At 42.9% G+C, this 22,577-nt stretch carries 24 protein-coding genes and 1 pseudogene; 8 read left to right on the forward strand and 17 right to left on the reverse strand.

The annotated features are described in order from the left end of the window. Nucleotides 1-66: 66 nt before the first annotated feature. Both KA713_21580 and KA713_21585 read left to right on the forward strand, forming a co-directional pair. Complete coding sequence (locus KA713_21580) at nucleotides 67-246, forward strand: hypothetical protein (protein ID UXE66986.1); 180 nt, start codon at nucleotides 67-69, stop codon at nucleotides 244-246. Further along, nucleotides 236-607: a PIN domain-containing protein gene (locus KA713_21585; GenBank protein UXE66987.1), complete on the forward strand. Its 372-nt coding sequence runs from the start codon at nucleotides 236-238 to the stop codon at nucleotides 605-607. The genes KA713_21580 and KA713_21585 overlap by 11 nt, the downstream gene beginning before the upstream one ends. Nucleotides 608-615: 8 nt before the next feature. On the opposite strand, the gene KA713_21590 is transcribed toward KA713_21585, so the two are convergent. Next, nucleotides 616-1,701 carry a hypothetical protein gene (locus KA713_21590; protein ID UXE66988.1) on the reverse strand — a complete coding sequence of 362 codons (1,086 nt, stop codon included), beginning with the start codon at nucleotides 1,699-1,701 and terminating at the stop codon, nucleotides 616-618. Between the two features lie 155 nt (nucleotides 1,702-1,856). Between KA713_21590 and KA713_21595 the strand changes: the two genes are divergently transcribed. The 4 genes from KA713_21595 to KA713_21610 all read left to right on the forward strand — a co-directional run bounded on the left by KA713_21595 (nucleotide 1,857) and on the right by KA713_21610 (nucleotide 3,338). After that, complete coding sequence (locus KA713_21595; GenBank protein ID UXE66989.1) at nucleotides 1,857-2,087, forward strand: hypothetical protein; 231 nt, start codon at nucleotides 1,857-1,859, stop codon at nucleotides 2,085-2,087. After that, nucleotides 2,074-2,487 (forward strand): putative toxin-antitoxin system toxin component, PIN family, encoded by a 414-nt coding sequence (locus tag KA713_21600; GenBank protein UXE66990.1) that lies wholly within the window; start codon nucleotides 2,074-2,076, stop codon nucleotides 2,485-2,487. Before KA713_21595 ends, KA713_21600 begins: the two co-directional genes overlap by 14 nt. 226 nt (nucleotides 2,488-2,713) lie before the next feature. Beyond that, complete coding sequence (locus KA713_21605) at nucleotides 2,714-2,938, forward strand: hypothetical protein (GenBank protein ID UXE66991.1); 225 nt, start codon at nucleotides 2,714-2,716, stop codon at nucleotides 2,936-2,938. Further along, on the forward strand, nucleotides 2,928-3,338 hold the full coding sequence (locus tag KA713_21610; protein ID UXE66992.1) for a PIN domain-containing protein: 411 nt from the start codon (nucleotides 2,928-2,930) through the stop codon (nucleotides 3,336-3,338). The genes KA713_21605 and KA713_21610 overlap by 11 nt, the downstream gene beginning before the upstream one ends. On the opposite strand, the gene KA713_21615 is transcribed toward KA713_21610, so the two are convergent. The 14 genes from KA713_21615 to KA713_21680 all read right to left on the reverse strand — a co-directional run bounded on the left by KA713_21615 (nucleotide 3,339) and on the right by KA713_21680 (nucleotide 17,375). Beyond that, nucleotides 3,339-4,133, reverse strand: coding sequence for a hypothetical protein (locus KA713_21615; protein ID UXE66993.1), 795 nt, complete (start codon nucleotides 4,131-4,133; stop codon nucleotides 3,339-3,341). It abuts the gene before it with no gap. 564 nt (nucleotides 4,134-4,697) lie between these two features. Further along, a complete protein-coding gene (locus KA713_21620; GenBank protein UXE66994.1) occupies nucleotides 4,698-5,474 on the reverse strand; it encodes a PAS domain-containing protein in 777 nt (258 codons plus the stop codon). 375 nt (nucleotides 5,475-5,849) lie between these two features. Continuing rightward, nucleotides 5,850-6,245, reverse strand: coding sequence for a CPBP family intramembrane metalloprotease (locus KA713_21625; GenBank protein UXE69221.1), 396 nt, complete (start codon nucleotides 6,243-6,245; stop codon nucleotides 5,850-5,852). 29 nt (nucleotides 6,246-6,274) lie between these two features. Next, nucleotides 6,275-6,676 (reverse strand): hypothetical protein, encoded by a 402-nt coding sequence (locus tag KA713_21630; protein ID UXE66995.1) that lies wholly within the window; start codon nucleotides 6,674-6,676, stop codon nucleotides 6,275-6,277. 131 nt (nucleotides 6,677-6,807) lie between these two features. Then, entirely contained in the window at nucleotides 6,808-7,926 is a 1,119-nt protein-coding gene (locus KA713_21635) for an ABC transporter permease (GenBank protein UXE66996.1), read from the reverse strand. Nucleotides 7,927-7,960: 34 nt separating this feature from the next. Then, entirely contained in the window at nucleotides 7,961-9,067 is a 1,107-nt protein-coding gene (locus tag KA713_21640) for an ABC transporter permease (GenBank protein ID UXE66997.1), read from the reverse strand. A gap of 79 nt (nucleotides 9,068-9,146) precedes the next feature. Further along, nucleotides 9,147-9,884 carry an ABC transporter ATP-binding protein gene (locus KA713_21645; GenBank protein ID UXE66998.1) on the reverse strand — a complete coding sequence of 246 codons (738 nt, stop codon included), beginning with the start codon at nucleotides 9,882-9,884 and terminating at the stop codon, nucleotides 9,147-9,149. Between the two features lie 4 nt (nucleotides 9,885-9,888). Next, a complete protein-coding gene (locus KA713_21650) occupies nucleotides 9,889-10,809 on the reverse strand; it encodes an ABC transporter ATP-binding protein (protein UXE66999.1) in 921 nt (306 codons plus the stop codon). Nucleotides 10,810-10,869: 60 nt separating this feature from the next. Beyond that, the gene (locus tag KA713_21655; GenBank protein ID UXE67000.1) at nucleotides 10,870-11,778 is read right to left on the reverse strand and encodes an efflux RND transporter periplasmic adaptor subunit; all 909 of its coding nucleotides are present in this window, start codon (nucleotides 11,776-11,778) and stop codon (nucleotides 10,870-10,872) included. A 13-nt stretch (nucleotides 11,779-11,791) separates the two neighbouring features. Next, nucleotides 11,792-13,051 (reverse strand): TolC family protein, encoded by a 1,260-nt coding sequence (locus KA713_21660; GenBank protein UXE67001.1) that lies wholly within the window; start codon nucleotides 13,049-13,051, stop codon nucleotides 11,792-11,794. Further along, entirely contained in the window at nucleotides 13,048-13,680 is a 633-nt protein-coding gene (locus KA713_21665) for a TetR/AcrR family transcriptional regulator (GenBank protein UXE67002.1), read from the reverse strand. Before KA713_21665 ends, KA713_21660 begins: the two co-directional genes overlap by 4 nt. 1,294 nt (nucleotides 13,681-14,974) lie before the next feature. Beyond that, entirely contained in the window at nucleotides 14,975-15,700 is a 726-nt protein-coding gene (gene rnc, locus KA713_21670; protein ID UXE67003.1) for a ribonuclease III, read from the reverse strand. Between the two features lie 5 nt (nucleotides 15,701-15,705). Further along, complete coding sequence (gene fabF / locus KA713_21675) at nucleotides 15,706-16,956, reverse strand: beta-ketoacyl-ACP synthase II (GenBank protein UXE67004.1); 1,251 nt, start codon at nucleotides 16,954-16,956, stop codon at nucleotides 15,706-15,708. A 179-nt stretch (nucleotides 16,957-17,135) separates the two neighbouring features. Further along, nucleotides 17,136-17,375 carry an acyl carrier protein gene (locus KA713_21680; protein ID UXE67005.1) on the reverse strand — a complete coding sequence of 80 codons (240 nt, stop codon included), beginning with the start codon at nucleotides 17,373-17,375 and terminating at the stop codon, nucleotides 17,136-17,138. A gap of 109 nt (nucleotides 17,376-17,484) precedes the next feature. Between KA713_21680 and KA713_21685 the strand changes: the two genes are divergently transcribed. Beyond that, on the forward strand, nucleotides 17,485-17,907 hold the full coding sequence (locus KA713_21685; GenBank protein ID UXE67006.1) for an IPExxxVDY family protein: 423 nt from the start codon (nucleotides 17,485-17,487) through the stop codon (nucleotides 17,905-17,907). Nucleotides 17,908-17,912: 5 nt separating this feature from the next. Further along, a complete protein-coding gene (pyk, locus tag KA713_21690; GenBank protein UXE67007.1) occupies nucleotides 17,913-19,340 on the forward strand; it encodes a pyruvate kinase in 1,428 nt (475 codons plus the stop codon). 151 nt (nucleotides 19,341-19,491) lie between these two features. Here pyk and KA713_21695 read toward each other — a convergent pair. Next, nucleotides 19,492-20,352 (reverse strand): annotated as a pseudogene (locus KA713_21695) (EamA family transporter). Nucleotides 20,353-20,449: 97 nt separating this feature from the next. Then, nucleotides 20,450-22,558, reverse strand: a complete 2,109-nt coding sequence (metG, locus tag KA713_21700) for a methionine--tRNA ligase (protein UXE67008.1) — start codon at nucleotides 22,556-22,558, stop codon at nucleotides 20,450-20,452. Between the last annotated feature and the right edge of the window lie 19 nt (nucleotides 22,559-22,577).

Raw genomic sequence — 22,577 nt, forward strand, 5'->3', positions numbered from 1 at the left:
TTATGACCATTGTATTGAAAAGTGACGCTCCCTACCAAAGATGAATACCAAATAAACTTTAGCCCTATGTCCATTATCCTGAAGGTGAATAGCAAAACAAAATCTGAGGCTATTCAAAAGGCTCATCAAAAAGTGAACACCAAAAAGGCAAAAATCAATAAGACCATCGCTGACTTTTTTGGTGCTTTGCCTACCACATTTGAAGACGGACTGACTTACCAAAAGAAACAACGCAATGAATGGTAGGCAATACCTGGCCGATACGAATGCCTTTGTGTACTTGCTGCAAAAAAAGTCTTTTATATTGCCCTTGCTCGATAGCGAATGGTTCTTTTCATTTATTACCGAAATTGAATTATTGGGCAAGCCTCGCCTACAAGCCGAAGAGTTGAAAACCCTAAAGCAACTCCTTAAAGTGGCAAAAAAGTTGACGCACGTAGAAGAGATAAATGAGAAGGCAATAGCCCTGCGCCAACGATATGCAATTAAAACACCCGATGCCCTTATTGCAGCCACTGCATGGCAATACAAAGTACCCTTGCTAACTGCCGACACGGGCTTCGCCAAAATAAAGGAGATCAACTTGTTCTTATTAGAATTCAAGTAGCTAACCAGTTAATTATTGCTCTTCACACTTATAGTAACACTCAGTGGCACCGTATTACTTCCCGTTGCCGTGTTGTTCATGTTTACAATTGAAGGTATAGCAGGAATACCCGAAACAACATAGGGCGTTGGTCCACCATAGGCACCTACTTCTGTTCCACCACTACCAGCAGTCTTTAAAGGCGAGCCCGCTTTTATTTGGTAGGCTTCATCATCACTTATGCCTGTTCCAGCTCCGATAAGTTGAGCCAATACATTATAATTATTTTGATTTCCTACCCCACCTGTAAATGTGTTCCCTGGAGCAAAATTGTAGCTAAATGTTGTATTGCTAAACGTCACACCTGCAGATTGAGTAAAAATATTATTTTCAAATATTGAATTTGAAAGAACAGCTTGGGAGCTAGTAAACACGTTATTTCTTACAATCCAATTTTGGATTTCTGGACTGCTGCCAGCATCAATACCTGTCAGGATATTATTATTAACAAATACGGACGAAATTGTAAATCCAGAAACAAGCCATTTTTTTGCTTCTATAGTTCCGGGTTGGGATAGGTAATTACCGTTTATTGTGATGTTCGATACATTTGTTGAAAAGTCGTTTTCCCAATTTCTATTTGAAATAGATAAGGTATATTGAATTCTACACCGCTCTATTTTTATATTACTAACACCATAAATTGAAACTCCCCTATCGTCACCAAAATTATTGATTCTACCGATTAATTCTACGCCAGACAATATGCTTCCATCACTACCAGTAGAAAATATAATATATCCCATTGTAGAACTTCTTCTGTCTACTTTCAACTCTGTATTGGTATCTAGATAATATCCGTTACCGTAAATTTTTAAGGGTTTATCTACATAAAGGTCTCCATACGAAGTTACACTCGGCTCTATAATCATAATATCATTGGCTGCTGCGGCATCGTGTGCAGCTTGTGCGGTGGCGTAAACATTTACGCCTGTAACCCCAAGGTTATTGTTTACCCTGCGTATGGTTTGGGCGTACGTAGTATTAAGTAGCAAGACACAAGTAGTAAGACAAAAGAGGTGAGCTGTGAGATGTGAGATGCGGGTGGGTTTCATAATGTTTTGTTGTTAGTTGGTCGTTGTTGGTTTTAAAGTCGGGAAGACAGTAAAGTTGGGAAGCCGGGAGCTTTCGGTCTTTCAGACTTTCCAGACTTGTATTCTTGTATTGGCAAGTTTCCTATCTTTGCTATTGAACTATAAGAACAAAGATTATGGAACGGATAGTAATCGAAGTATCGCCCAATGTGGCCCGCGCTTGGCGCGATATGCCAGCGAACGAAAAAGAACAGGTGGGCAACGAATTGAGTGTGAGTATCGGGCAAAAGTATTTTAAAGAATCGAAAGGAGAGTTCCTTGCATTTATTGATGACCTGCAGAAGCGAATGGCCGCTCGAGGGCTTACGCAAGAAAAGCTGGACGAGATTTTGAATGATGAAGCGTAATTTTTTTGTTTTTGATACCAATGCCCTCATCAGCGCATTTTTGGTCAAAAACTCCACAAGTGACAAGGCGTTCCGAAAAGCTATCGAGCGAGGAGCGTTAGCTATTTCAGAGGCTGCTATTACCGAATTTCTAGAGGTACTTTGGCGACCAAAATTTGATGCGTATTTTACACCCGAAGAAAGAATTGAAATAATAAAGGAAGTCGAGCGATATGCAGTCACATTTTCTGCCTCTGAGCACATAAACGCCAGCACCGACCCAGACGATAACCTATTCTTAGAACTTGCCCTGGCTGCCAATGCCGATTGTATCATTTCGGGTGACCCGCATTTGCGCACGCTCCATCCGTTCAGGGGCATACCCATATACTCCGCGTCTGATTTTTTAAGGCTATTTTGAATTTGTTTCACTTTCCAATTTTTGATATTTGTTGCTCGTTGTTAGTTGTTCGTAACCGCGAGGCACGAAGCAGTCTGTGTCGTTGAGGAGTCCGAAAGTCGGAAAGTCGGGAAGACAGGATCTTCCGGTCTTTCCTGACTTTCTGACTTCCAAACTTTCCCAACTTGTATTCCTGTTTTCATATTGGAACGGGGTTTGTTATCTTTGAAATATAAAATTGACAATTATGTATCGCGCCATTATCACCCCAACAGAAACAAGCCTCACCATTGAGTTGCCTCAAGACCTTGTAGGGAAGCCCATTGAAGTGCTTGCCTTTGACATCCAAACAAGTGGAAAATTGGAGGCCAGAAAAAAGCCATCTGCCAAAGAAATAAATCAGTTTTATGCCGCATACCAGGTTGATATGAGTGGGTATAAGTTTAACCGCGATGAGGCCAATGAAAGATAAGCCCACGTTTCTCGATAGTAATGTTTGTTTGTATTTGCTTGGTGAAGATTCGCCCAAAAAATTTACTGCCGAAAAATTGTTGGCACTTCCCGAAATAGTAATAAGCACGCAGGTAATTAGTGAAAATATCAATGTAGGGATCAAAAAATTTAAATTCTCAGACGAGAAAATAGCTAACCACATCAACTTCTTGATTAGAAACTGTGATGTGGTAACTATTTCGGTTGAATTACAAATGAAAGCCATTGAGATACATTTTAGTTATCATTTTTCTTTTTATGATTCGCTAATCATAGCCGCTGCTTTACAGTCCAATTGCGCCACGTTATACTCAGAAGACTTGCAGCATGGCCAAGCGATAGAAGGCAAACTCAACATTGTCAATCCGTTTATCATCTAACTAATTTTCTTTTGGTGTTGGAGGGTCAATAATATCGTTGTTGGTAGTTGTGCCACCTAGTGTTGTGGCCACTGCTCCAATGCCCACTAGCGGTATTATTTTTATCAATAAGGGTGTTTTGCGTTTTATTCTAAATTTATCAGTCCAGAGAACATCGTCTTTGTTTTTGGCATCGCTCACTTTTAGTTTGTAGTTACTGCCCGGCCGCACATTGGCATCAAACTTTAGGGTGTATTGGCCTACATTGGCAATGTTGGGGAAGGTGGTAATCTTCTTTTCGCCTCTGTAAAGATCAAAATTGAGCACGCTGTTGCCGCGGCCACCCGTCCACGTAATTTTATAATCGCGCTGCCGTTTAAATTTCTTGTAGTCGTCAAAGCCATCCAACTTCACAAAGGGAATGTAGATTTTACCTCGCACTTCCAAACTTAAATCGCCTGTAAATTCAGCCCCAAGTTCTTCTTTAGCGCGCCACACTATTTTTCGGTTACCACCCGGTTTTACCTCAAGACCCAAATCGCCCGAGATTTTGGTGAGCGGGTTGATAAAGTTATCCAATGAGTTGTAGACGTTAATAGTATAAGTGCGGTTGGTAATAGAATCCAACAGATCGTAATAAACTATCAGATTGTCGCCTTGGCGTTCGGCTTTGGTAATGTTAAACAATTGGGCAAGAGCCGAAGAGCCTGTTAACAACGAAAAAATTAAAAGCAATGCTAAACCTCCAAGCTCGCGCTCGCTTTGCCTGATCGTTCTTGGAGGTTTTTCTTGAGTGTAATTGAGTTTTGTTTGCATTTCGTGATTCATAGTTGATCCTTGTTGCCGTGTATCGTCTCCCGCCTCGGGGGCGATACTTTTGTGTTTTTCAAGCGGTGCTGTCAATCTCATCTTCCCCCCGAGACGGTGGGAGGCGATGCGAGGAAAAAATTGAAATTTGTAATTCGCAATTGAATAAGTGTGTTTTTATACTGATTTGATGTTTTTGCTGTTACCACCGCTGCTGCTTGGCAGCCCCGCCATGACCAGTGGCTACCCACCGAGTTTTCGTGGCATGCCACCGATGGCGCGGGAATAGCCACCAGTGAACTGGAGTCATACCTTTTAAAAAAGTTAATGGAAAATTTTAGCCTTGTCGACAAATCCATACCCGACTCACAATTTTGTAAATCAAACCTCGGGTTATTAAAATGGAATGTCAATACCCACTTTTGGGTATTTTTTTGTTCAGGAGATGATTCAAGCTTTTAAAATGTTACTCAGAATTACTGTTGGCTTTCGATATTCTAGCAAGCCAAAAACCATAGTGTATCTAACTTAACCACCTGGTCATTTTGAAAAGCAAGAAATGTGCGTTTCATTTCACAACCACCCTTTTTTTACTGCCTGCGCAACTAGGTCGGCAGTACTTTTAGCGCCTGTCTTTCGAAGCATGTTTTTACGGTGCTGTTTTATGGTGTCTGCGCTTAACGAAAAGTATTCGGCAATCGATTTGCTAGTCATGCCAGCAATAAGTAGTTGAAGGATTTCTCTTTCTCGATCCGAAATCATAATGGATGTGGCCTCAAAAACATTGTCAACCGCTATATCAATGTAAGAAGGTTCGCCCTCCAAACCAATCAATGAAAACACGGGATTGCCATGCGCTTTTAGATGCAAAATATCGGTATGCACACCAAAGGTGCGCAGTATGCCACCGCTCTGCTCATTGAATTGCAGGGTAATTACTTGCTGCAAAATGCGGATATAGTCTCCATTTGCTTTCTTGATCCGATAGTCATAGCGGACTTTGTATTTGGGTATTTGGTCAGCCCGAAGGCCAGAAAAAAATTGCACCACTTTGTTTTCAAAATTTAAAAACCAAGGCACGTCCTCTGGATGGATATTGCTTAACAGAAAAGCGGGCGTGAGGGTGCTGGGTGCATACCCTAGTAGCGTTTCTACCTCCTCGCTCATAAAGTCAAATTGGGTAGTTCTTAAATTAAAGATATAGTAGTAATAATCTCCGACTTGAAAGATGCTCAACAGTTTTTTGTGGATTTCGAGTTCTAGTTTTAGATCCCGATCGGCTACATCATTGGCCAATTTCCGAATTATCTTTTTAAAATCTACAACAGGATTTTCTAAGGGGCCTTTCATCTTTTTGACTCTTTAGTGTTTCAACACCTCAATGCACGCCAAACAATACCTCTGGAAATATATCCTTTTTTATTGACTTACGGCCCGATACACGGAAAGTAATTTTGCAACCTTAAACGCGAAGCGGTTACTTCACAACAATTCTTTACCCTTATCATGATCGTTAACTTTACGCCCAGCCCTTTCTCACCTGGTGCAAGTATCCCGCAGGCGCGACTTGTCCACAGTTATTTCGTGTCCATTTGCAAAGAAGTTTTTTGATTTTTGTAAATTGATTGTTATTATTGAAATGAGTTTTTGAAAGGCCCGAGTGATGTTGAAATTCCTAAATTAGAACAAACCTAAATGTTCGTTCAAATTTGCGCTGCCGATGTTTTAAAAATGGCCAAATGAAACAATGCCATAATATACTGCAACGGAAAGGTTAAAAATATCAACCAAAAAGTGTGACACAATCGGGTACCATAGATTTTTTTGTTTGTGCATAAACCACATCCAAGCAACCCCCATTATAAAAGTTGAAATCAAAGTTGGGAATAAAATCATTGGAGATTTGAACCAATAGCCCCACAAAAAAAAGTGCGAAAAGCTAAATAGAGAGGCGGAATATGAAATGCGAAAGAAGTTATTGCCGGGCAGAAAAATGAGAAGCCCCCTCCAGAACATTTCTTCAAATATTGGATTAATGCAAGAGAAAATGATAATATAAATTATGAACTCGAATGGTACACTCTTTATTTGCGTAATAAAAGCTGAAGACTTGCGCCAGATGGATCAACTTTTCAATGACATTATCACCATCACTTGAAAACCAATTTCTTAAAACGCTTAGCTCGACAACTCAAATATAGATCGCCTTCGCTATCCGTAAATTTTAATCCTATAAAACCATAGTCATATGAAATTAAATATTCAGATAAGTGATATCCATCGCTGATCCATCTGGTAGATTCTAACTTGAATGCATATATTGAATCATTTAAAGCCCTTGAATAACTTTTGTTTAATAAATACAAAGATTTACCTTCCAATGGAGTTTTGTCAGGCATGCTCCATTTCATTCCGTTAAGAGATGCGTTAAAATCGAAAAGCACACTTTCTTTTAAGAGATATTGATCTTGGCCAAGAGCCGTGTTCACTACCAATACCTTAGCACCCTCAAGCGAAATATAAGTTTGTATTCGGAAGAGATTTGAATTCAATTATCTTATACTTTCCAAGCATTTTCTCTAATAGCCGCCATTAGAAATTTCTTACATGACTATTTTGGCTTTAATAGAAGAAGAACGCCAACGTTACTTTTGCAGGCATTGCCACACCAAATAAAACTGTCTCAGCTCCTCTTCCTATAATTCCACACGGCCAGTGAATTGAGCACAATGCCAAAGCCGAAGACAGTGAGTAGGTGAAAGCGGATGTCCCACAGGGTGCTGCCCTTGAGCACCACCATGCGCATGACATCGATGAAATAGGCCACTGGATTAACCTTCGTGAACGCCTGAGCCCACGCGGGCATGCTGTCGATGGAGGTGTAGAGGCCGCCCAGCAAAATGAAAATCGTCATCATGAAAAACGACAGTAACATCGCTTGCTGCTGTGTGGCCGACACTGTGGAGACAAGCAAGCCCAAGCCCAATATCGCTAGCAAGTACACACCCGCAAAAAAGTAGATGGTGAAAATATTGCCCATCGGAACAATGCCATACACGAGGTACGATATGGCTAGCCCGATGGTGAGGGTGAGGAGGCCCAACACCCAAAACGGAATGAGCTTGCCGAGGATAAATTGATATTTTTTAATCGGTGTCACGTTGATTTGCTCAATGGTGCCCACTTCCTTTTCTTTGACGATGTTGAGTGCGGATAGAAACGCACCTACCATGGTAACAAGTATCACCAAAATGCCCGGCACCATAAAGATGCGGTAGTTCATGTACGGATTAAACCAGTTGATGGACGTGACTTCGATGGCGGGCTGCGGATTGAAGCGCGGCAGTTGCAACCACTCGGTGCGTACTTCGCGGTTGTAGTCGCCAATAATGGTGCGCAAGTACGCGCTGCCAAGATTGGCCTTCACTCCATTGATGGCGTTGAGCGCCATGAAGAGCGTGGCATTGTCTTCTTCTACTAATTGTTTTTCAAACTTGGCGGGGATTTGCAACACCAAATCGGCCTGGTCGTTTTCTACATAAGTGAGGGCTTTGTTGTAGGAGTCGGTGTAGTCTACCAATTGAAAATAGGAGGTGGCCGTAATCTTGTTCACCAATTTGCGCGAATATGAAGAGCGGTCGAAGTCCACCACGCAAAGCTTTACGTTTTTCACTTCGTAATCAGCCGCCAGTGGCATAATGAGCAATTGGATAGCGGGCATCATAAAAATGAGGCGCAAAATGGACGAATTGCGAAACACTTGGCGAAACTCTTTCTCCAATAATATTTTTAGTACTCTCATATTCTTTACCCTCCGAAGCTTTAGCGAAGGAGCGTCATTCCAATCGCGTTTTAAATTTTCGGATGCTCACCACCATAAAGAAAACCGTCATTCCTGCAAGGATGAGCGTCTCCTTCCACACAAACTCAAAACCCAACCCCTTAATCATGACGTCTTCTACGATGTAGTAAAACCATTTGGCCGGCACCAGGTTGCTCAATACCTGCAAAGGCACGGGCATGTTTTCTACAGGAAAGAAAAATCCGCTGAGCATGACGGTAGGCAAAAAAAGTCCCATGAGTGAAATGAGCATAGCGGTTTGTTGTGAATCGGTCACGGATGAAATCAACAATCCCAAAGCTAGTACCGTGATGGCAAAAAATAAACACTCAGCTAAGAGCAACGCCAGGTTTCCCTGAATGGGCACCTCTAGCACATAAAAACTCAGCAACAAAATGCTGACAATGTTCACGGCTGATAGCAAAAAGTACGGCACCATCTTGGCAATCACCATGCGTATCGGCACAATGGGTGACACGAGTATCACTTCCATTGTGCCCATTTCTTTTTCACGCACAATGGAGATGCTTGTCATCATAGCGCACACGAGCATAAGCACCATGGCCATTACGCCTGGCACAAAGTTGTAGGAGCCTTTCATTTGCGGATTGTACAACATTCTCAACTGGGTGTTGATGGTGTAGGGCAAATTCTGATGACCTTTCATACTACTTTGATAATCCACGATGATAGCCGCGGCATAGTTGGCAAGTATGTTGGCCACGTTAGGGTCGGTAGCATCCATTACCAACTGCACAGCCGCTCTGTTGGTGTGCAGCAGCGAATACTGAAACTGCATGGGAAACACCACAGCCATTTTTATTTTTCCTTCTCGGAAGGCTGCCTCTAGCTCCCGGTCACTTTTGATGTTGCGCACAATGTCAAAGTAGCGACTGGCGTTGAGTTGACGAATAATGGTGCTGGTGGTTTCGTCTTTGGAATTGTCGAGTATAGCGATACGCGTGTTCTTCACTTCATTAGTGAGTGCAAAGCCAAAAATCAGGATCAGCACCAGAGGCATACCGAAAAGAATAAACAACGTCTTCTTGTCTCGCCAGAAGTGTAAGAATTCTTTTCGTATGAAGATTATGAATTGTTTCATTTTTGCTTCCTCAATTTTTAAGTTGACAAAACGCAGTTAACAACAATTTGCCAATTGCTATTTGCCTACTGTAAACTAGTTAATCATCTCCTCGTTTCGCACCTCTTGCCAATTTTAAAAACACGCCTGTCATATCGCTTGCTGAAAATTGATCTTTCAATTCCGTGGGTGTACCCAATGCATCAATGCGCCCGTCCACCATGATGCTCACGCGGTCGCAGTACTCGGCTTCATCCATATAGTGCGTGGTAACGAACACGGTAGTGCCCGTATGCGCTGCTTCGTAAATCATCGTCCAAAACTCACGCCTCGTCACAGGATCTACTCCGCTCGTGGGTTCATCAAGAAACACAATCTGCGGCTGGTGCACCATCGCCACTGAAAACGAAAGTTTTTGTCGCCACCCAAGCGGCAACGACTTCACCAGTGTGTTTGCCTTGTCGCTTAGCCCAAGTTGTTGCAACATAAAATCCGTTTTTGATTTTATCTGCATATCGGTAAGCCCATAAATACCACCATAGAAGCGGATGTTTTCATTGACGGTCAGGTCTTCGTACAGCGAAAATTTTTGACTCATGTAGCCGATGTTCTTCTTGATTTTCTCCGCCTCGCGAAACAAATCAAAGCCTGCTACCGTGGCCTCGCCCCGGGTGGGGAACGACAGCCCGCATAGCATGCGCATGACGGTGGTTTTGCCCGCACCATTCGCTCCAAGAAATCCAAAGATTTCTCCTTTCTTCACGTCAAACGAAATGTTATCCACCGCAGTGAAGCTGCCGAATTGCTTGGTCAAGTTTTGTACTGCTATTGAGTTCATTCTTTTACCTGTTCATCAATTTCATGAATGAATCCTCAATAGTTGGCTCCGCACGTTTCAATTGAACATCCACAATTCCTTTCTTCTTCAAAGCTGTTTCTATTTCCGCCATCGACTGCCCATCGTTGTAGAAAATCACATGATGCTCCTGCCCAAACGGGTAGCACGAAAACACTTCGTCCATCGATTTCAATTCTTTCATCAGCACATACATGTCGCTGGCTCGTGCGGCCCACAGTGGTTTGCCGAGCTTGTTCATGATGCCTTTGGGTGTATCAATCTCCAGCAAACTTCCCTGCTGAATCAATGCCACACGGTCGCACAAACTCGCCTCGTCCATGTAAGGCGTAGATACCAGGATGGTGATGTTTTGCTTTTGCAGTTGCCGCAGCAATTCCCAAAACTCTTGTCGCGATACTGCATCCACCCCTGTTGTCGGTTCATCTAAAAACAGCACTGATGGCTTGTGTATGAGTGCGCAGCACAAGGCCAACTTCTGTTTCATTCCCCCAGAGAGCGCACCAGCTCTGCGGTGTTTGAATTTTTCTATCTGGATGTAGATGTCTTTTACCAAATCATAATTTTCTTCGATGGTCGTATCAAACAGCGTAGCGAAGAACGAGAGGTTCTCCTCCACCGATAAATCTTGATACAACGAAAATCGCCCGGGCATATAACCCGCACGTTTCCGAATGGCTTTGAAATCCTTCACCACATCAAATCCATCCACGCTGGCGCTGCCGCTGTCGGCAATCATTAGCGTAGTGAGAATGCGGAATAGTGTTGTCTTACCCGCACCATCAGGCCCAATCAACCCAAACAATTCGCCTTGCTCCACGTCAAAAGAAATTTCCTTCAATGCCTGCACGGAAGTCTTGTCGCCTTTGAAGGACTTTGCTACGTTATTGACAATTACTGACTTCATCTTTTACAAAGTTGGTAGTTGACAAATTTCAATTGACCATTCGCAAGAGTTGTCAATTGCCTATTGCTTATTTAGTTTAACATCTCCATACATCCCCAACTTCAGATAGCCATCGTTCTTCACCGTAATCTTCACGGCATACACGAGGTTGGCACGTTCTTCTTTCGTTTGAATGGTTTTCGGTGTAAACTCTGCTTTGTCCGAAATCCAAGCTAAGGCTCCGGGGTAGCTTTTTGTTCCCTTGCCATCATCTACCCGCACCTCCACCGATTGGCCCAACTTAACTTGCGGCAACTGATTCCCCGTTATATAGGCGCGCAACGTCATTGTCTCGAGGTTGGCAATTTTGTACAGTGCCTTTCCAGGGGCAGTCACTTCATCTTTCTCCACATATTTGGTGAGTACCGTGCCGGAGAGAGGGTTAACCAAAATTGACTTTTTGATTTGGTCATTCAGTTGATCGACTTGCGCTTTAAGAGGCAGGGTTTCGCTTTGAAGCGCTAGCGATGTAATCGATAGCGAAGACTTGGTGGCATTGTACTGCTTTTGCAATAAGGCCAACTGAGCATTTAAGTCATCCAATTGCTTTTGTGTGGCTGCGGCTGACTTCAATAATTTTTCAATCCGCTTCTTTTCAAACTCAGCGGTGGCGATTTGTTCTTTGATAGTGGCCAGTTGAGATGACATGTCGGGTTGTTTCGCTAACACCGCACGCACGGAATAGGTCAGTTGTTTTTTTCGAAGGAATAGTTGAGTCGTGTCGATGTAGCCGATGACTTCATTTGCTTTTAGTTGTTGCCCCTCGGCAATGGTAAACTCAACAACTTTACCCGAGGCTTCGGATGACACGATGGTTTCTTCTGCCTCAAAATTTCCTGAGGCATCAAAATCATTGGATGAATTTTTACAAGCCGAAATTGTCAGCAGCAAAACAAACACTGGCGGTAGGAATTTGAATAAATGGTTCATCGTAATGGGGGAGTTAATTTCCTGAAATGTTTTGATACGAATACTGCGACAGCTGCAACTGAATCTGGTGCAGTAGCCGGTTTTGTATAGCTTGGTCTTCTGCGTTCAACTCACGAAGTAAGTCATTGGTGGAGATCACGCCATTTTCATGCTGTGCTTTTGCGGTATGGGTGATGTTCGACCGCAACGCTACAATTTTGTTGTCCACTTCGATCAGCTCTGCCAGCTTTTTAACTTCCTGGCTTTGTTGCTTCAATTGCAAATGGGTGTTGAATAGAAAAGTTTCTTTTTGATAATTTAATTGTTGCACATTTAGATTCAACAACTCCTTATCATGATTGGAATTATAGAACCCCGACAAATTCCAAATGAAGCGCAGTCCGCCAATGTAATACCCCGAGAAATCGTTGAGCAAAGCATTCAATCCTGGTCGGCCATAGCCACCTTGAAGAAATATATTGAACCTTGGCAAATTACGAGTGTGTGCCGATTTGTATTGTACATCCAACAATGATGCTTGAGAATTGTACAACAATAATTCCGGACGGTTGATGGAGGACGTTTCTTGAAACATAAGCACCGCTGGGTTTTCGAGTGTTGTATCTTCACTTAGTTTTTGATTGATGAAATAGCTGAGCATATCGAGATAAGCCGTTCTCAACGATTTAATCTCGATTGCCCGTTGGTCGGCTTTCAATAATTCAGCTTCCAAAATATCTGCATTCGATTTAAAGGACGTTCCGTTAAGAATGGCCGCTTCCGTTTTGTTTAAACTCGTTTGCAAATCCTTTTTAAGCAATCCAATTTGATTGAGTTGTGCATCGGCCAATAAAATACCGAAGTATAACTGGTTAATACGCTCCTTCACTTTATACAACTCTACCTCCACCCGCTCGTCTTCCACTTTTGCATTGGCCTCGGCAGTGGCCGATTGTTGTTTGATGGCGCCTCCATCATACAATGCTTGGCTTATCTCACCAAAAATGCGGTACTGATCTTTACTCAGCGGCTCGATATCCACACCCGGAAATGAAATGGGTATTTTGGTGACATCTGATTGATAGGTGACCTGACCTGATAGGCTTAGTTGCGGCAAAAAGCCGGAGTGTGCATTGGCTACGCTGTAGTCTTTACTTTTCACAAGCAACTCTTTCTGCTTTATCAACGGAAAATTTTGACGGGCTAGTTCGTGACATTTGTCAAGAGTGAGACCTTGTCCAAATGCGTGGAACGAATTCACGGCAATAAGTAGAAGAAATAAAACTTGCTTCATTTTGCAAAAGGTTTTAATGAGTGCATGACAAATTCGATTATCTCATCAATGCGCTGTTCCATCACTTTGTCGAATCCCTTGTCGTCTACTTCCAAAAAGGCTTTTATGACAGGTTTTGCAGCGAATGGATAGATGCAAAGCGACATAATATTTATAAGAAGTTGGCTTGCTTCGATTTCCCGGATTCTTTTTTCTGCGATGGCTTCTTTCACTAAGATTGAAAATCGTTTCATCACTATACTTGGCGACATGCCCGCTTTTTGTGCGTGATGCAAAAGCCGATCAGGTGATTGTTGCAGCTCTTGCAGGATGAAAAGTGGCAAGTAGGGATTGGCGGCAGTCAATTTAATCTCGTGTGTGATCATTCCCCTGATCACTTCTTCCAACTTTTTCTCCGAAAACAAAATTTTCTCGTGCCCCGAAAAAAATTCATTTACTTTTTGTTCGAAGATCAAATCGAACATTTTGTCTTTGCTGCGGAAGTAATAATGCAACAATGCACGGTTTATATTGGCTTCTTTTGCAATGTCGTTCATGCGAGCTGCCGCAAAGCCCTTGCGGGTAAAAACTTTTCGGGCAGCCTCCAAAATCGATTTTTCTGTCTGATTATCCCGCTTTTCTTTAATCACTTTATTTAACAATTTTATTAAACTATAACGCTAAATAATGAAAATAGATTTTGATTTCAAAATGTGTGGCTCGGTTTAAGTTTGATTGTCCAGTTAGGATAGTCGTCTCCTTAGAAAGCTGAATGGATAAAGATTACTGAAAATATGAAGTGATTTGGGATTATAAATCTGCAAGAAAGTGGGGTTTCGTATCAAGTATCTTGTAGATTTCATATGGCCCCAAAACAAGTTTCGCAGTCACAGCTGAGTTTTATCCCAGTCTAATGCATAATTTGGGATAAAAAGATCGTTTTCAGCTTTGTCATGAGTGTTTTCTTTGGAGTCCAATCGGTTATTGCGGGTACCTGCAGTGAGCCACAGGTCGAGCGTAGAACTGGACTGTAAATCATATCCATACTGAATAGGGATCATTGATTGACTGTGGCTAGGGTGCCACCTTTCGTTCACGCTGGTCGCCAGACGTCAGGCGTCCAATAACTATGACTAAAAATTACTTTTTGACCAACGACAACTAGGGGAGGCCGCACAAACTGAAACTAATGATATTGATTTAATCAATACGAAACCAAGTGCTAGCTGCGCAGCTAGAGTTGGCAATGTTGAAATTCCTAAATTAGGATAAACCTAAATGTTCGTTCAAATTTGCGCTGTCGATCTCTTTATTTGCGTAATAAAAGCTGTTATTGGCAAAAGGGCCGGAATTATTATCGTTACTAACAGCAGTCCATACGGTGGTATTGGCTTGAACGATGTTGGCAGAATTTGTCGGATGGGTAGTGAGAGGTACTTTTTTGAAATGTATATGGCCAGAAGTATTGAGGAATAGTATCCAATAAAACTTGGTATCCAAGATAGCTCGGACGGAAAATAGTTAATGCTTATCAAGACCGTTGCCTTCGTCAGTACTAGAACTAGAACGGGTAAAGTCGTTAACAAAAAATTTGCTTTAAATGAAACCATCATATTTTGTATCTGTCTGCCAGTGTAAATGCGTGCCTTTCTGCAAAGCATTGCCTAAAGGTAAGAATACCTAAAGGCTTGAATATATACAATCAAATTGAATGCAAAAACTGCCCTTTTTTTGTCCGTGCGCACAAATAACCTAAAATTATGCTGTCGTGCGAAAACAAGTTGGAAGGGTTTGTGAAAACAAGTTGGTCAGGCGACCAACAACTACGACTAATATTACTTTTTGACCAACCACAACTAGGGTCATAATATATTTAACTTATCACTAGTATCAACTATCGAAAATTGGGCAGCTTTTTTTCTTAAAGCAAAAAACCACCCCAACTCAAACCCCCAACATCCCGCACGTCTTCTCTGCTGCCGCTTGCTCTGCTTTTTTCTTGTTCGGGCCAATACCTAGGCCGAACGCCTCTTCGCCAATAAAAACCTGAATAGAAAATTCTTTGTAGTTGCGGCCGCTGCTTTTTATGTCCACCGTTTCAAAGCGGATTTCTTTGCCGGCCTTCTGGCTCCACTCAATCAATTTGCTTTTGTGATTGGCCGTAGAGTTTACAATCGTTTCTAAATTCAAATACGGCTGCACTAACTTGTCAATCACAAATTTTTTGGTTTTTAAATATCCTTTGTCAAGGTAAATGGCACCTACCAGTGCTTCCAGCGTGTTTCCTAAAATCACGTTTTGCAACATCACATTGCGGTTATCGAATTTGACAATCGCGCCAATGCCAATTTTGCGGGCAATATTGTTGAGTGACTCGCGGTTGACAATGCGCGAGCGGATTTCAGTCAAGAAGCCTTCGTCTTTAAACGGATATTTTTTGAACAAATAATCAGCAATAGCTGCGCCTAAAATAGCATCGCCCAAGTATTCCAATCGTTCATTTGATTCGCGAAAACCATCTGACTCTTTTGACTTTGAACTATGGAGTGTAGCTAATTTATAGAGCGATAAATTAGAAGGCGCAAACCCAGCAATCGTTTTGACTGCCGTAATAAGCTTTTTTTCTTCCTTAGAATTAGTTTTGGGTAAGGAGGGTAGTAAATTCCACACAGGATTTACTCCATTTTTTTGATAATGATCGAGAAATTATGACCGCCAAAGCCAAAAGTGTTGCTCAGCGCAATCTTCACTTCTTTTTTTTGTGCTTTGTTAAAGGTCATGTTCAACCGTGGGTCTAGGCCATCATCATCGGTAAAGTGATTGATGGTAGGCGGCACAATGCCCTCGTTGATGGCCAACAAACAGGCCAATGCTTCAATAGCACCCGCAGCACCCAACAAATGGCCGGTCATTGATTTGGTTGAGCTGATGTTCATTTTGTAGGCATCTTCGCCAAACACTTTTTGAATGGCTTTTATTTCGCCCAAGTCGCCCAAGGGGGTAGAGGTGCCGTGTGTGTTAATGTAATCTACTTCAGAAGTTCTAATACCCGCTTCTTCAAGCGCATACTCCATTACTTTGGTGATTCCTGCTCCTTCGGGGTGAGGTGCGGTAATGTGGTAGGCATCGGCAGACATGCCACCGCCAATAATTTCTCCGTAAATTTTCGCACCACGTCTTTTGGCATGTTCGTATTCTTCAATGATCAAGGCACCCGCTCCTTCGCCCAACACAAAGCCATCGCGGTCTTTATCGTAAGGTCGAGAAGCTGTTTCAGGCGAATCGTTTCTTTCGGATAATGCTTTTAACGCATTGAAACCACCAACACCAGCAATGCAAACGGCCGCTTCGGACCCCCCTGAAACAATCACATCTGCTTTGCCCAAGCGGATGTAGGTAAAGGCATCGTAAATGGCATTGGTAGAAGAGGCACAGGCCGAAACCGTAACAAAATTAGGGCCTCTAAATCCATACTTGATAGAAATATGTCCAGCGCTTAAGTCAGGAATCATTTTTGGGATGAAGAAGGGGTTGAAGCGTGGAGTGCCATCGCCACGGCCAAAGGCCAAAACCTCTTCTTGAAAGGTGAAAAGTCCACCAATGCCCGAACCCCAAATCACACCCACGCGATCTAAGTTTATTTTGGTTAGGTCAAGCTTTGAATCGATAACGGCTTCATCTGCCGCTACCATGGCATACTGCGAAAACGGATCCAACTTTCTGGCTTCTTTTTTATCCATAAAGTTGCCCGCGTCAAATCCTTTTACTTCACAAGCAAATTTTGTTTTGAATAAAGTGGTGTCAAACTTGGTGATAGGAGCTGCGCCACTTTTTCCTTGGCGAAGACCTTCCCAATATTCTGGAAGTGTGTTTCCGATGGGGGTGAGTGCACCCGCCCCTGTGATAACAACCCTTTTCAAATTCATGAGGTAATAATTGTTTTTTTTAGTGGTCACCTGAAATGGCCTTAATAACATTTCGTTCAATCAATGGCCATTTCGTAATAACTTACTTTTATAAAACATAGAAAGGGCGCAATAAACCTATTGACACCCTTTTTTGTGACTTTACTAAGCCAATATGGCTTGCCGTGGTAAAGTGTAAATTATTTCTTGGCGTTTTCTTCCAAATAAGAAATTGCCTGACCAACGGTTGCGATGTTTTCAGCCTGATCGTCTGGAATGGAAATATTGAACTCCTTTTCAAACTCCATGATAAGTTCTACGGTATCCAACGAATCGGCTCCCAAATCATTGGTAAAGCTTGCTTCTGGAGTCACCTCAGATTCCTCAACACCTAGTTTGTCGATGATGATTTGTTTTACTTTTTGTGCGATTTCAGACATGATTATAAAGTTTAAGATTCAAAAATCAGGTGCAAATAAAGAGATTTAGTGCAATATTGGCAAACTTTTACGCGTTCCATCCGCCTGAAGGTCTTCCAGAAACCGATTCATGAAGAAAAAACGCCTTGAAATTGATTATTCTTATGATTTTGAGCTTTTAGGAATAATTTCGACCATAAAGGGCTATAAGCTGGCGTGGGAAATCAACCAACTGTTTGAATTGCAATTGGTGCGGCAGCCTGATCTAAAATTTGTGGATAAGAAAAACAACAATTACCATTTGGCTAACTTCCTGCATCAGTCAGAGTCGCTCACCATCCGCTTGTTTAAGAACAAACCCTTGGAAGAGGAGGCACAAAGCGCCTATCTGGTACCCGAATTTCAGCATTACGACTACATAATGATGGTACAAACAGACAATGAAACCAAAAGCAAACGATTGCAGGAAGTCTTGCGTGGTATTCCTTCCGTTGAATGGGTTGCTTTCATACCTTTGGCGTCTTTGAAATCAAAAGACAACTTTATTTTTTAATTTACATGGAACGAATTTCGTACAACCGCACAAAAATTGTGGCCACTGTTGGCCCTGCCTCCAACAACAAAGAAATGCTACACGCGCTGATCAAAGAGGGCGTAGACGTATTTCGGTTAAATTTTTCGCACGGCAAACACGAAGATCACTTAAAGGTAATCAACTATGTGCGCGAGTTGAACAAAGAAATGGGCACCAATGTGGCTTTGCTGCAAGATTTGCAAGGCCCCAAAATCCGTGTAAACGAAATGCAGCCTGGCATTGAACTGGTGCCTGGGCAAGAATTAATTATTACTACCCGCGAGGTGTTGGGTAATAATGAATTGGTCAGCACCTCTTATGAAGGATTGCCCCGCGATGTAAAGAAGGGCGACATGATTTTGATTGATGATGGCAAAATTGAGTTGAAAGTGGTGGAGGTGCGTGATATTGATGTGGTATGCCGCGTAATTTATGGTGGACCACTAAAGCCGCGCAAGGGAATTAACCTTCCATTCTCAAAAGTTTCTGCACCTTCTCTTACCGAGAAAGATTATGAAGATTTGGAGTTTGGTCTGAAAAACAATATCGATTGGGTGGCCTTATCGTTTGTGCGCAAAGCAACCGATATTGAAATCTTGCGCGAAGTAATCAACCGACATAAATCGGCTACACGCATAGTTGCAAAAATTGAAAAGCCCGAAGCTCTTGAAAATATTGATTCCATCATTGCTGCAACCGATGCGGTAATGGTGGCCCGTGGCGATTTGGGGGTTGAGATTTGGATGGAAGAAGTGCCGATGGTGCAAAAAATGTTAGTAGAAAAATGCAACAAGGCCGCCAAACCTGTGATTGTAGCCACCCAAATGATGGAGAGCATGATCGAGAACCCGCGACCCACCCGCGCGGAAACCAATGACGTGGCCAATGCAGTGATGGACGGTGCCGATGCTCTGATGTTATCAGCCGAAACAGCCGCAGGTAAATATCCGATCGAAGTAATCCGAAGCATGGTTCGCACTATTGGTTCAGTAGAAAAGCAAGGAAAGATATTTTACAGATTTAGAGAACCAGAGAAAAATACCCCTACTTTTTTTGCTGACAGTTTGATCTTGACTGCTTGCAAACTGGCGAAAGATGTAAATGCCAAAGCCATTGTGGGTATGACCCAATTGGGTTACAGTGCCTACAAAGCTTCTTCGCACCGCCCCGATGCCAACATATTTGCCTTTACAAGCAACGCCTCCATTATCAACACTATGAATTTGGTTTGGGCAACCCGCGCTTATCATTACGACAAAGCCGCTTCTACCGATGCCACCATTGCCGATGTAGAGGAAATTTTAAAGCGCGATGGTCACGTCAAGAAAGGCGACATCTTCATTGTATTGGCGAGCATGCCCATTCAAGAACGCGGACGGACGAATACTATTAAAGTGCACGAGGTGCAATAATTTGGTTAGTAGTCCATTGGTAAGTGTCAACAAATCTCATTACTTCATTTCATAGAGATGAAAACAATCGAGGTTTTGGATTTTTTAAATCCGCTTGAGAAAGAAGATTTTGGGAAGGGGGTACTCATCTGAAAATAGGCTACCACCTCCGCTACTTCTTCACAAACTGCCCGATGTAAAGAGCAATCATTACCAACACAGCACCAACAGCAGTGTGGATGGTGAATGGTTCATGAAGCAAAAACGTGGCGTACGTAAACCCGAATACAGGGCAAAGAAAAAGCCACAAGGAGGCACGTACGGCATCGTCTTTTAAAAGACGTAGCCAAAGTTGAACAGCTAAAATAGAAACCGGTACAATCAACCAAAGCAATGCCAACCAAAAGCGCGTGTCAAACACATTGCCTTGGCGATGCAGAACAAATGCAAAAGGGAGTAACATCAGTCCGCCCATAAAAACCTGCCAGCCGTTAATCGTCATGCGCGGCAGTTGCCATTTTACGGAAGCGTAATAAACCGAGCCGATAGAATACATGAGCATGCAGAGCACGATCAGCAACACTCCGCCTACCGTACTATGCCCCGTTTGTAGCAATGGAAATGTGGCAATGCCCACACCCACCATACCCAGCAGAATACTCAGCCACTCGCGCATTGCTACATTGCGTTTCATGATGATGGCCGAAAGAATACTGATCATTAATGGATTGAGTGCGATTGCCATGGTAGTAATACCAGCCGCCACATACTTGAGTGCCAAAATAAAAATGCCAAGGTATAACGCTGTGTTGAATGCCCCGAAGACCGCTATTTGCCACCATTCTTTTCCACGTGGAAGGGAATGACGCAATACTACGTGTGCCGCAAAGAGCAATAGCGCACCCGCCATTAAAAATCGAATGGTAAAAAAAGTGAGCGGCTCCACCGACATCAATCCAAACTTGCCAGCTGTGGAAGCAGAAGCCCAAAGAAGCGCGAAGGCGATTCCCGCGAGGATGTATTTGAGTTGAAGGGTTTTCACGGAATAGAAGTTAGAAAATAGGATTTAGTAATTAGGAGATTGAATACCGATTGCTGGTTACCACTTATCAACCACCACTCACCACTTACTAACTAACTGTAGACCCCGCACTCACCACTTCATTTGGTTGCAGCAACCGAAGTTTACCATCTTTGTCAGCGGCCATCAAAATCATCCCTTGCGAATCCACACCCATAATTTTTCGAGGAGCGAGGTTGATCAAAATGGTTACTTGCTTGCCCACGATTTCTTCCGGTGAAAAATGTTCTGCAATGCCACTCATCACGGTGCGCTTATCAATGCCTGTATCGACTTGGAGCTTCAATAACTTTTTTGATTTCTCTACCCGTTCTGCTTTCAGAATGGTACCGATACGGATATCCATTTTTTGAAAATCGTCAAAACTGATTTCTGCTTTGGCAGGATCAGCTGGTTGATTGGCAAGTTCTATTGCTTTCTTTGAATCGTTTAATTTTTGAAGTTGCTTTGCAATTACATCATCCTCTATTTTTTCGAACAGCAATTCAGGTTCACCAAATCCATGCCCTACTTTTAGCAAATCGTATCGTCCCGCTTGTTGCCAATCCAATACTTCTGAAATGGCCAGCATCTTTTTCAACTTTGCAGAAGTAAATGGAAGAAACGGTTCGCACACGATGACCAAGCTAGCTGAAATCTGGATAGCAATATTTAAAATAGTGCCCACTTGCTGCATATCTGTTTTTGCCAGTTTCCATGGTTCGGTTTCTGCCAGATACTTGTTACCTAATCGAGCCAAGTCCATGAGGGTAGCCGTGGCTTCTCGAAGACGATATTGTTCGATGGACGATCCGATTTTGGCCGGGAATTCTTTTAAGTCGGCTAAAACTTTTTTGTCCAAGTCGGTCAACACCCCAAGTGATGGCACTTGGTTGTTAAAGTATTTTTGGGTGAGCACCAAGGCACGATTCACAAAGTTTCCAAAGATGGCCACCAACTCGTTGTTGTTCTTAGCCTGAAAATCTTTCCATGTAAACTCACTGTCTTTGGTTTCAGGCAAGTTGGTGAGCAACGCATAGCGCAGCACATCCGGCTTGTTGGGAAAGTCAGCCAGGTACTCATGCATTTCAATCGACCAGCCGCGGCTAGTGCTCATCTTGTCGCCCTCCAAGTTCATGAACTCGTTGGCCGGTACGTTATCTGGTACAATGTATTCGCCAGTGGCATGTAACATGATGGGGAAGATGATGCAGTGGAATACGATGTTGTCTTTACCCACAAAGTGCAACAGCTTCGTTTCTTTGTCTTGCCAATACTTTTTCCAGTCGGTTTTTTCGGTTTTCCCAAAATCGCGCTGTGGAGTAGCAAATTCCTTTTTGCCTGAACTTAATTCTTCAAACAATGCGCGGGTTGCTGAGATGTAACCAATGGGTGCATCAAACCATACATACAATACTTTCCCTTCCGCATCGGGCAATGGAACTTTAATTCCCCAATCCAAGTCGCGTGTCATGGCGCGAGGTTGCAACCCGGCATCGATCCACGATTTGCATTGGCCATACACGTTTGTTTTCCAATCGTCTTTGTGCGATTTCAAAATCCAATCGGTCAGCCACCCTTCATAGTTTTGCAAAGGCAAGTACCAATGCTTGGTAGCTTTTAGGATGGGCGGGTTGCCCGATAGGGTAGAGCGAGGGTTGATCAACTCGCGCGGACTTAGTGTAGAGCCACACTTCTCGCATTGATCACCATACGCGTTGGGGTTGCCGCATTTAGGGCATGTGCCCATGATGTAACGGTCTGCCAAAAAAGTATTGGCCGTAACATCAAAATATTGCTCCGATGTTTCTTCCGTCAGCAGCCCTTTGTCATACAAGGTTTTAAAAATCTTTTGCGAAGTCTGGTGGTGTAGCTGGTTGCTGGTGCGGTGGTAAATATCGAATGACATGCCCAACCTTTCAAAGCAATCGCGGATGAGCGTATGGTACTTGTCAATAATTGCTTGCGGAGTAGTTTTTTCTTTTAATGCTTGGTTGGGGATGGCCGTGCCGTGTTCATCGCTCCCACATACAAACACCACATCTTTTTTGATGGATCGCAAATAGCGCACGTACACATCAGATGGGATGTAAGCGCCTGCTAGGTGACCAATATGTTTGGGGCCATTGGCGTACGGCAAGGCGGCCGTTACCATGTATCGTTTTGGTGCTGCGTTCATCTTAGGAAAAAAACTGTGC

Source organism: Chryseotalea sp. WA131a, assembly GCA_025370075.1.
Taxonomy (GTDB): Bacteria; Bacteroidota; Bacteroidia; order Cytophagales; family Cyclobacteriaceae; genus ELB16-189.

Coding starts and splice junctions, on each gene's coding strand:
- KA713_21615 (UXE66993.1), bottom strand. CDS start 4,133: ATGCAAACAAAACTCAATTACACTCAAGAAAAACCTCCAAGAACGATC.
- KA713_21655 (UXE67000.1), bottom strand. CDS start 11,778: ATGAACCATTTATTCAAATTCCTACCGCCAGTGTTTGTTTTGCTGCTG.
- KA713_21680 (UXE67005.1), bottom strand. CDS start 17,375: ATGTCTGAAATCGCACAAAAAGTAAAACAAATCATCATCGACAAACTA.
- KA713_21645 (UXE66998.1), bottom strand. CDS start 9,884: ATGAACTCAATAGCAGTACAAAACTTGACCAAGCAATTCGGCAGCTTC.
- KA713_21600 (UXE66990.1), top strand. CDS start 2,074: ATGATGAAGCGTAATTTTTTTGTTTTTGATACCAATGCCCTCATCAGC.
- KA713_21635 (UXE66996.1), bottom strand. CDS start 7,926: ATGAGAGTACTAAAAATATTATTGGAGAAAGAGTTTCGCCAAGTGTTT.
- metG (UXE67008.1), bottom strand. CDS start 22,558: ATGAACGCAGCACCAAAACGATACATGGTAACGGCCGCCTTGCCGTAC.
- KA713_21580 (UXE66986.1), top strand. CDS start 67: ATGTCCATTATCCTGAAGGTGAATAGCAAAACAAAATCTGAGGCTATT.
- KA713_21610 (UXE66992.1), top strand. CDS start 2,928: ATGAAAGATAAGCCCACGTTTCTCGATAGTAATGTTTGTTTGTATTTG.
- KA713_21660 (UXE67001.1), bottom strand. CDS start 13,051: ATGAAGCAAGTTTTATTTCTTCTACTTATTGCCGTGAATTCGTTCCAC.
- KA713_21685 (UXE67006.1), top strand. CDS start 17,485: ATGAAGAAAAAACGCCTTGAAATTGATTATTCTTATGATTTTGAGCTT.
- KA713_21640 (UXE66997.1), bottom strand. CDS start 9,067: ATGAAACAATTCATAATCTTCATACGAAAAGAATTCTTACACTTCTGG.
- fabF (UXE67004.1), bottom strand. CDS start 16,956: ATGAATTTGAAAAGGGTTGTTATCACAGGGGCGGGTGCACTCACCCCC.
- KA713_21620 (UXE66994.1), bottom strand. CDS start 5,474: ATGAAAGGCCCCTTAGAAAATCCTGTTGTAGATTTTAAAAAGATAATT.
- KA713_21585 (UXE66987.1), top strand. CDS start 236: ATGAATGGTAGGCAATACCTGGCCGATACGAATGCCTTTGTGTACTTG.
- KA713_21650 (UXE66999.1), bottom strand. CDS start 10,809: ATGAAGTCAGTAATTGTCAATAACGTAGCAAAGTCCTTCAAAGGCGAC.
- KA713_21595 (UXE66989.1), top strand. CDS start 1,857: ATGGAACGGATAGTAATCGAAGTATCGCCCAATGTGGCCCGCGCTTGG.
- KA713_21605 (UXE66991.1), top strand. CDS start 2,714: ATGTATCGCGCCATTATCACCCCAACAGAAACAAGCCTCACCATTGAG.
- pyk (UXE67007.1), top strand. CDS start 17,913: ATGGAACGAATTTCGTACAACCGCACAAAAATTGTGGCCACTGTTGGC.
- KA713_21590 (UXE66988.1), bottom strand. CDS start 1,701: ATGAAACCCACCCGCATCTCACATCTCACAGCTCACCTCTTTTGTCTT.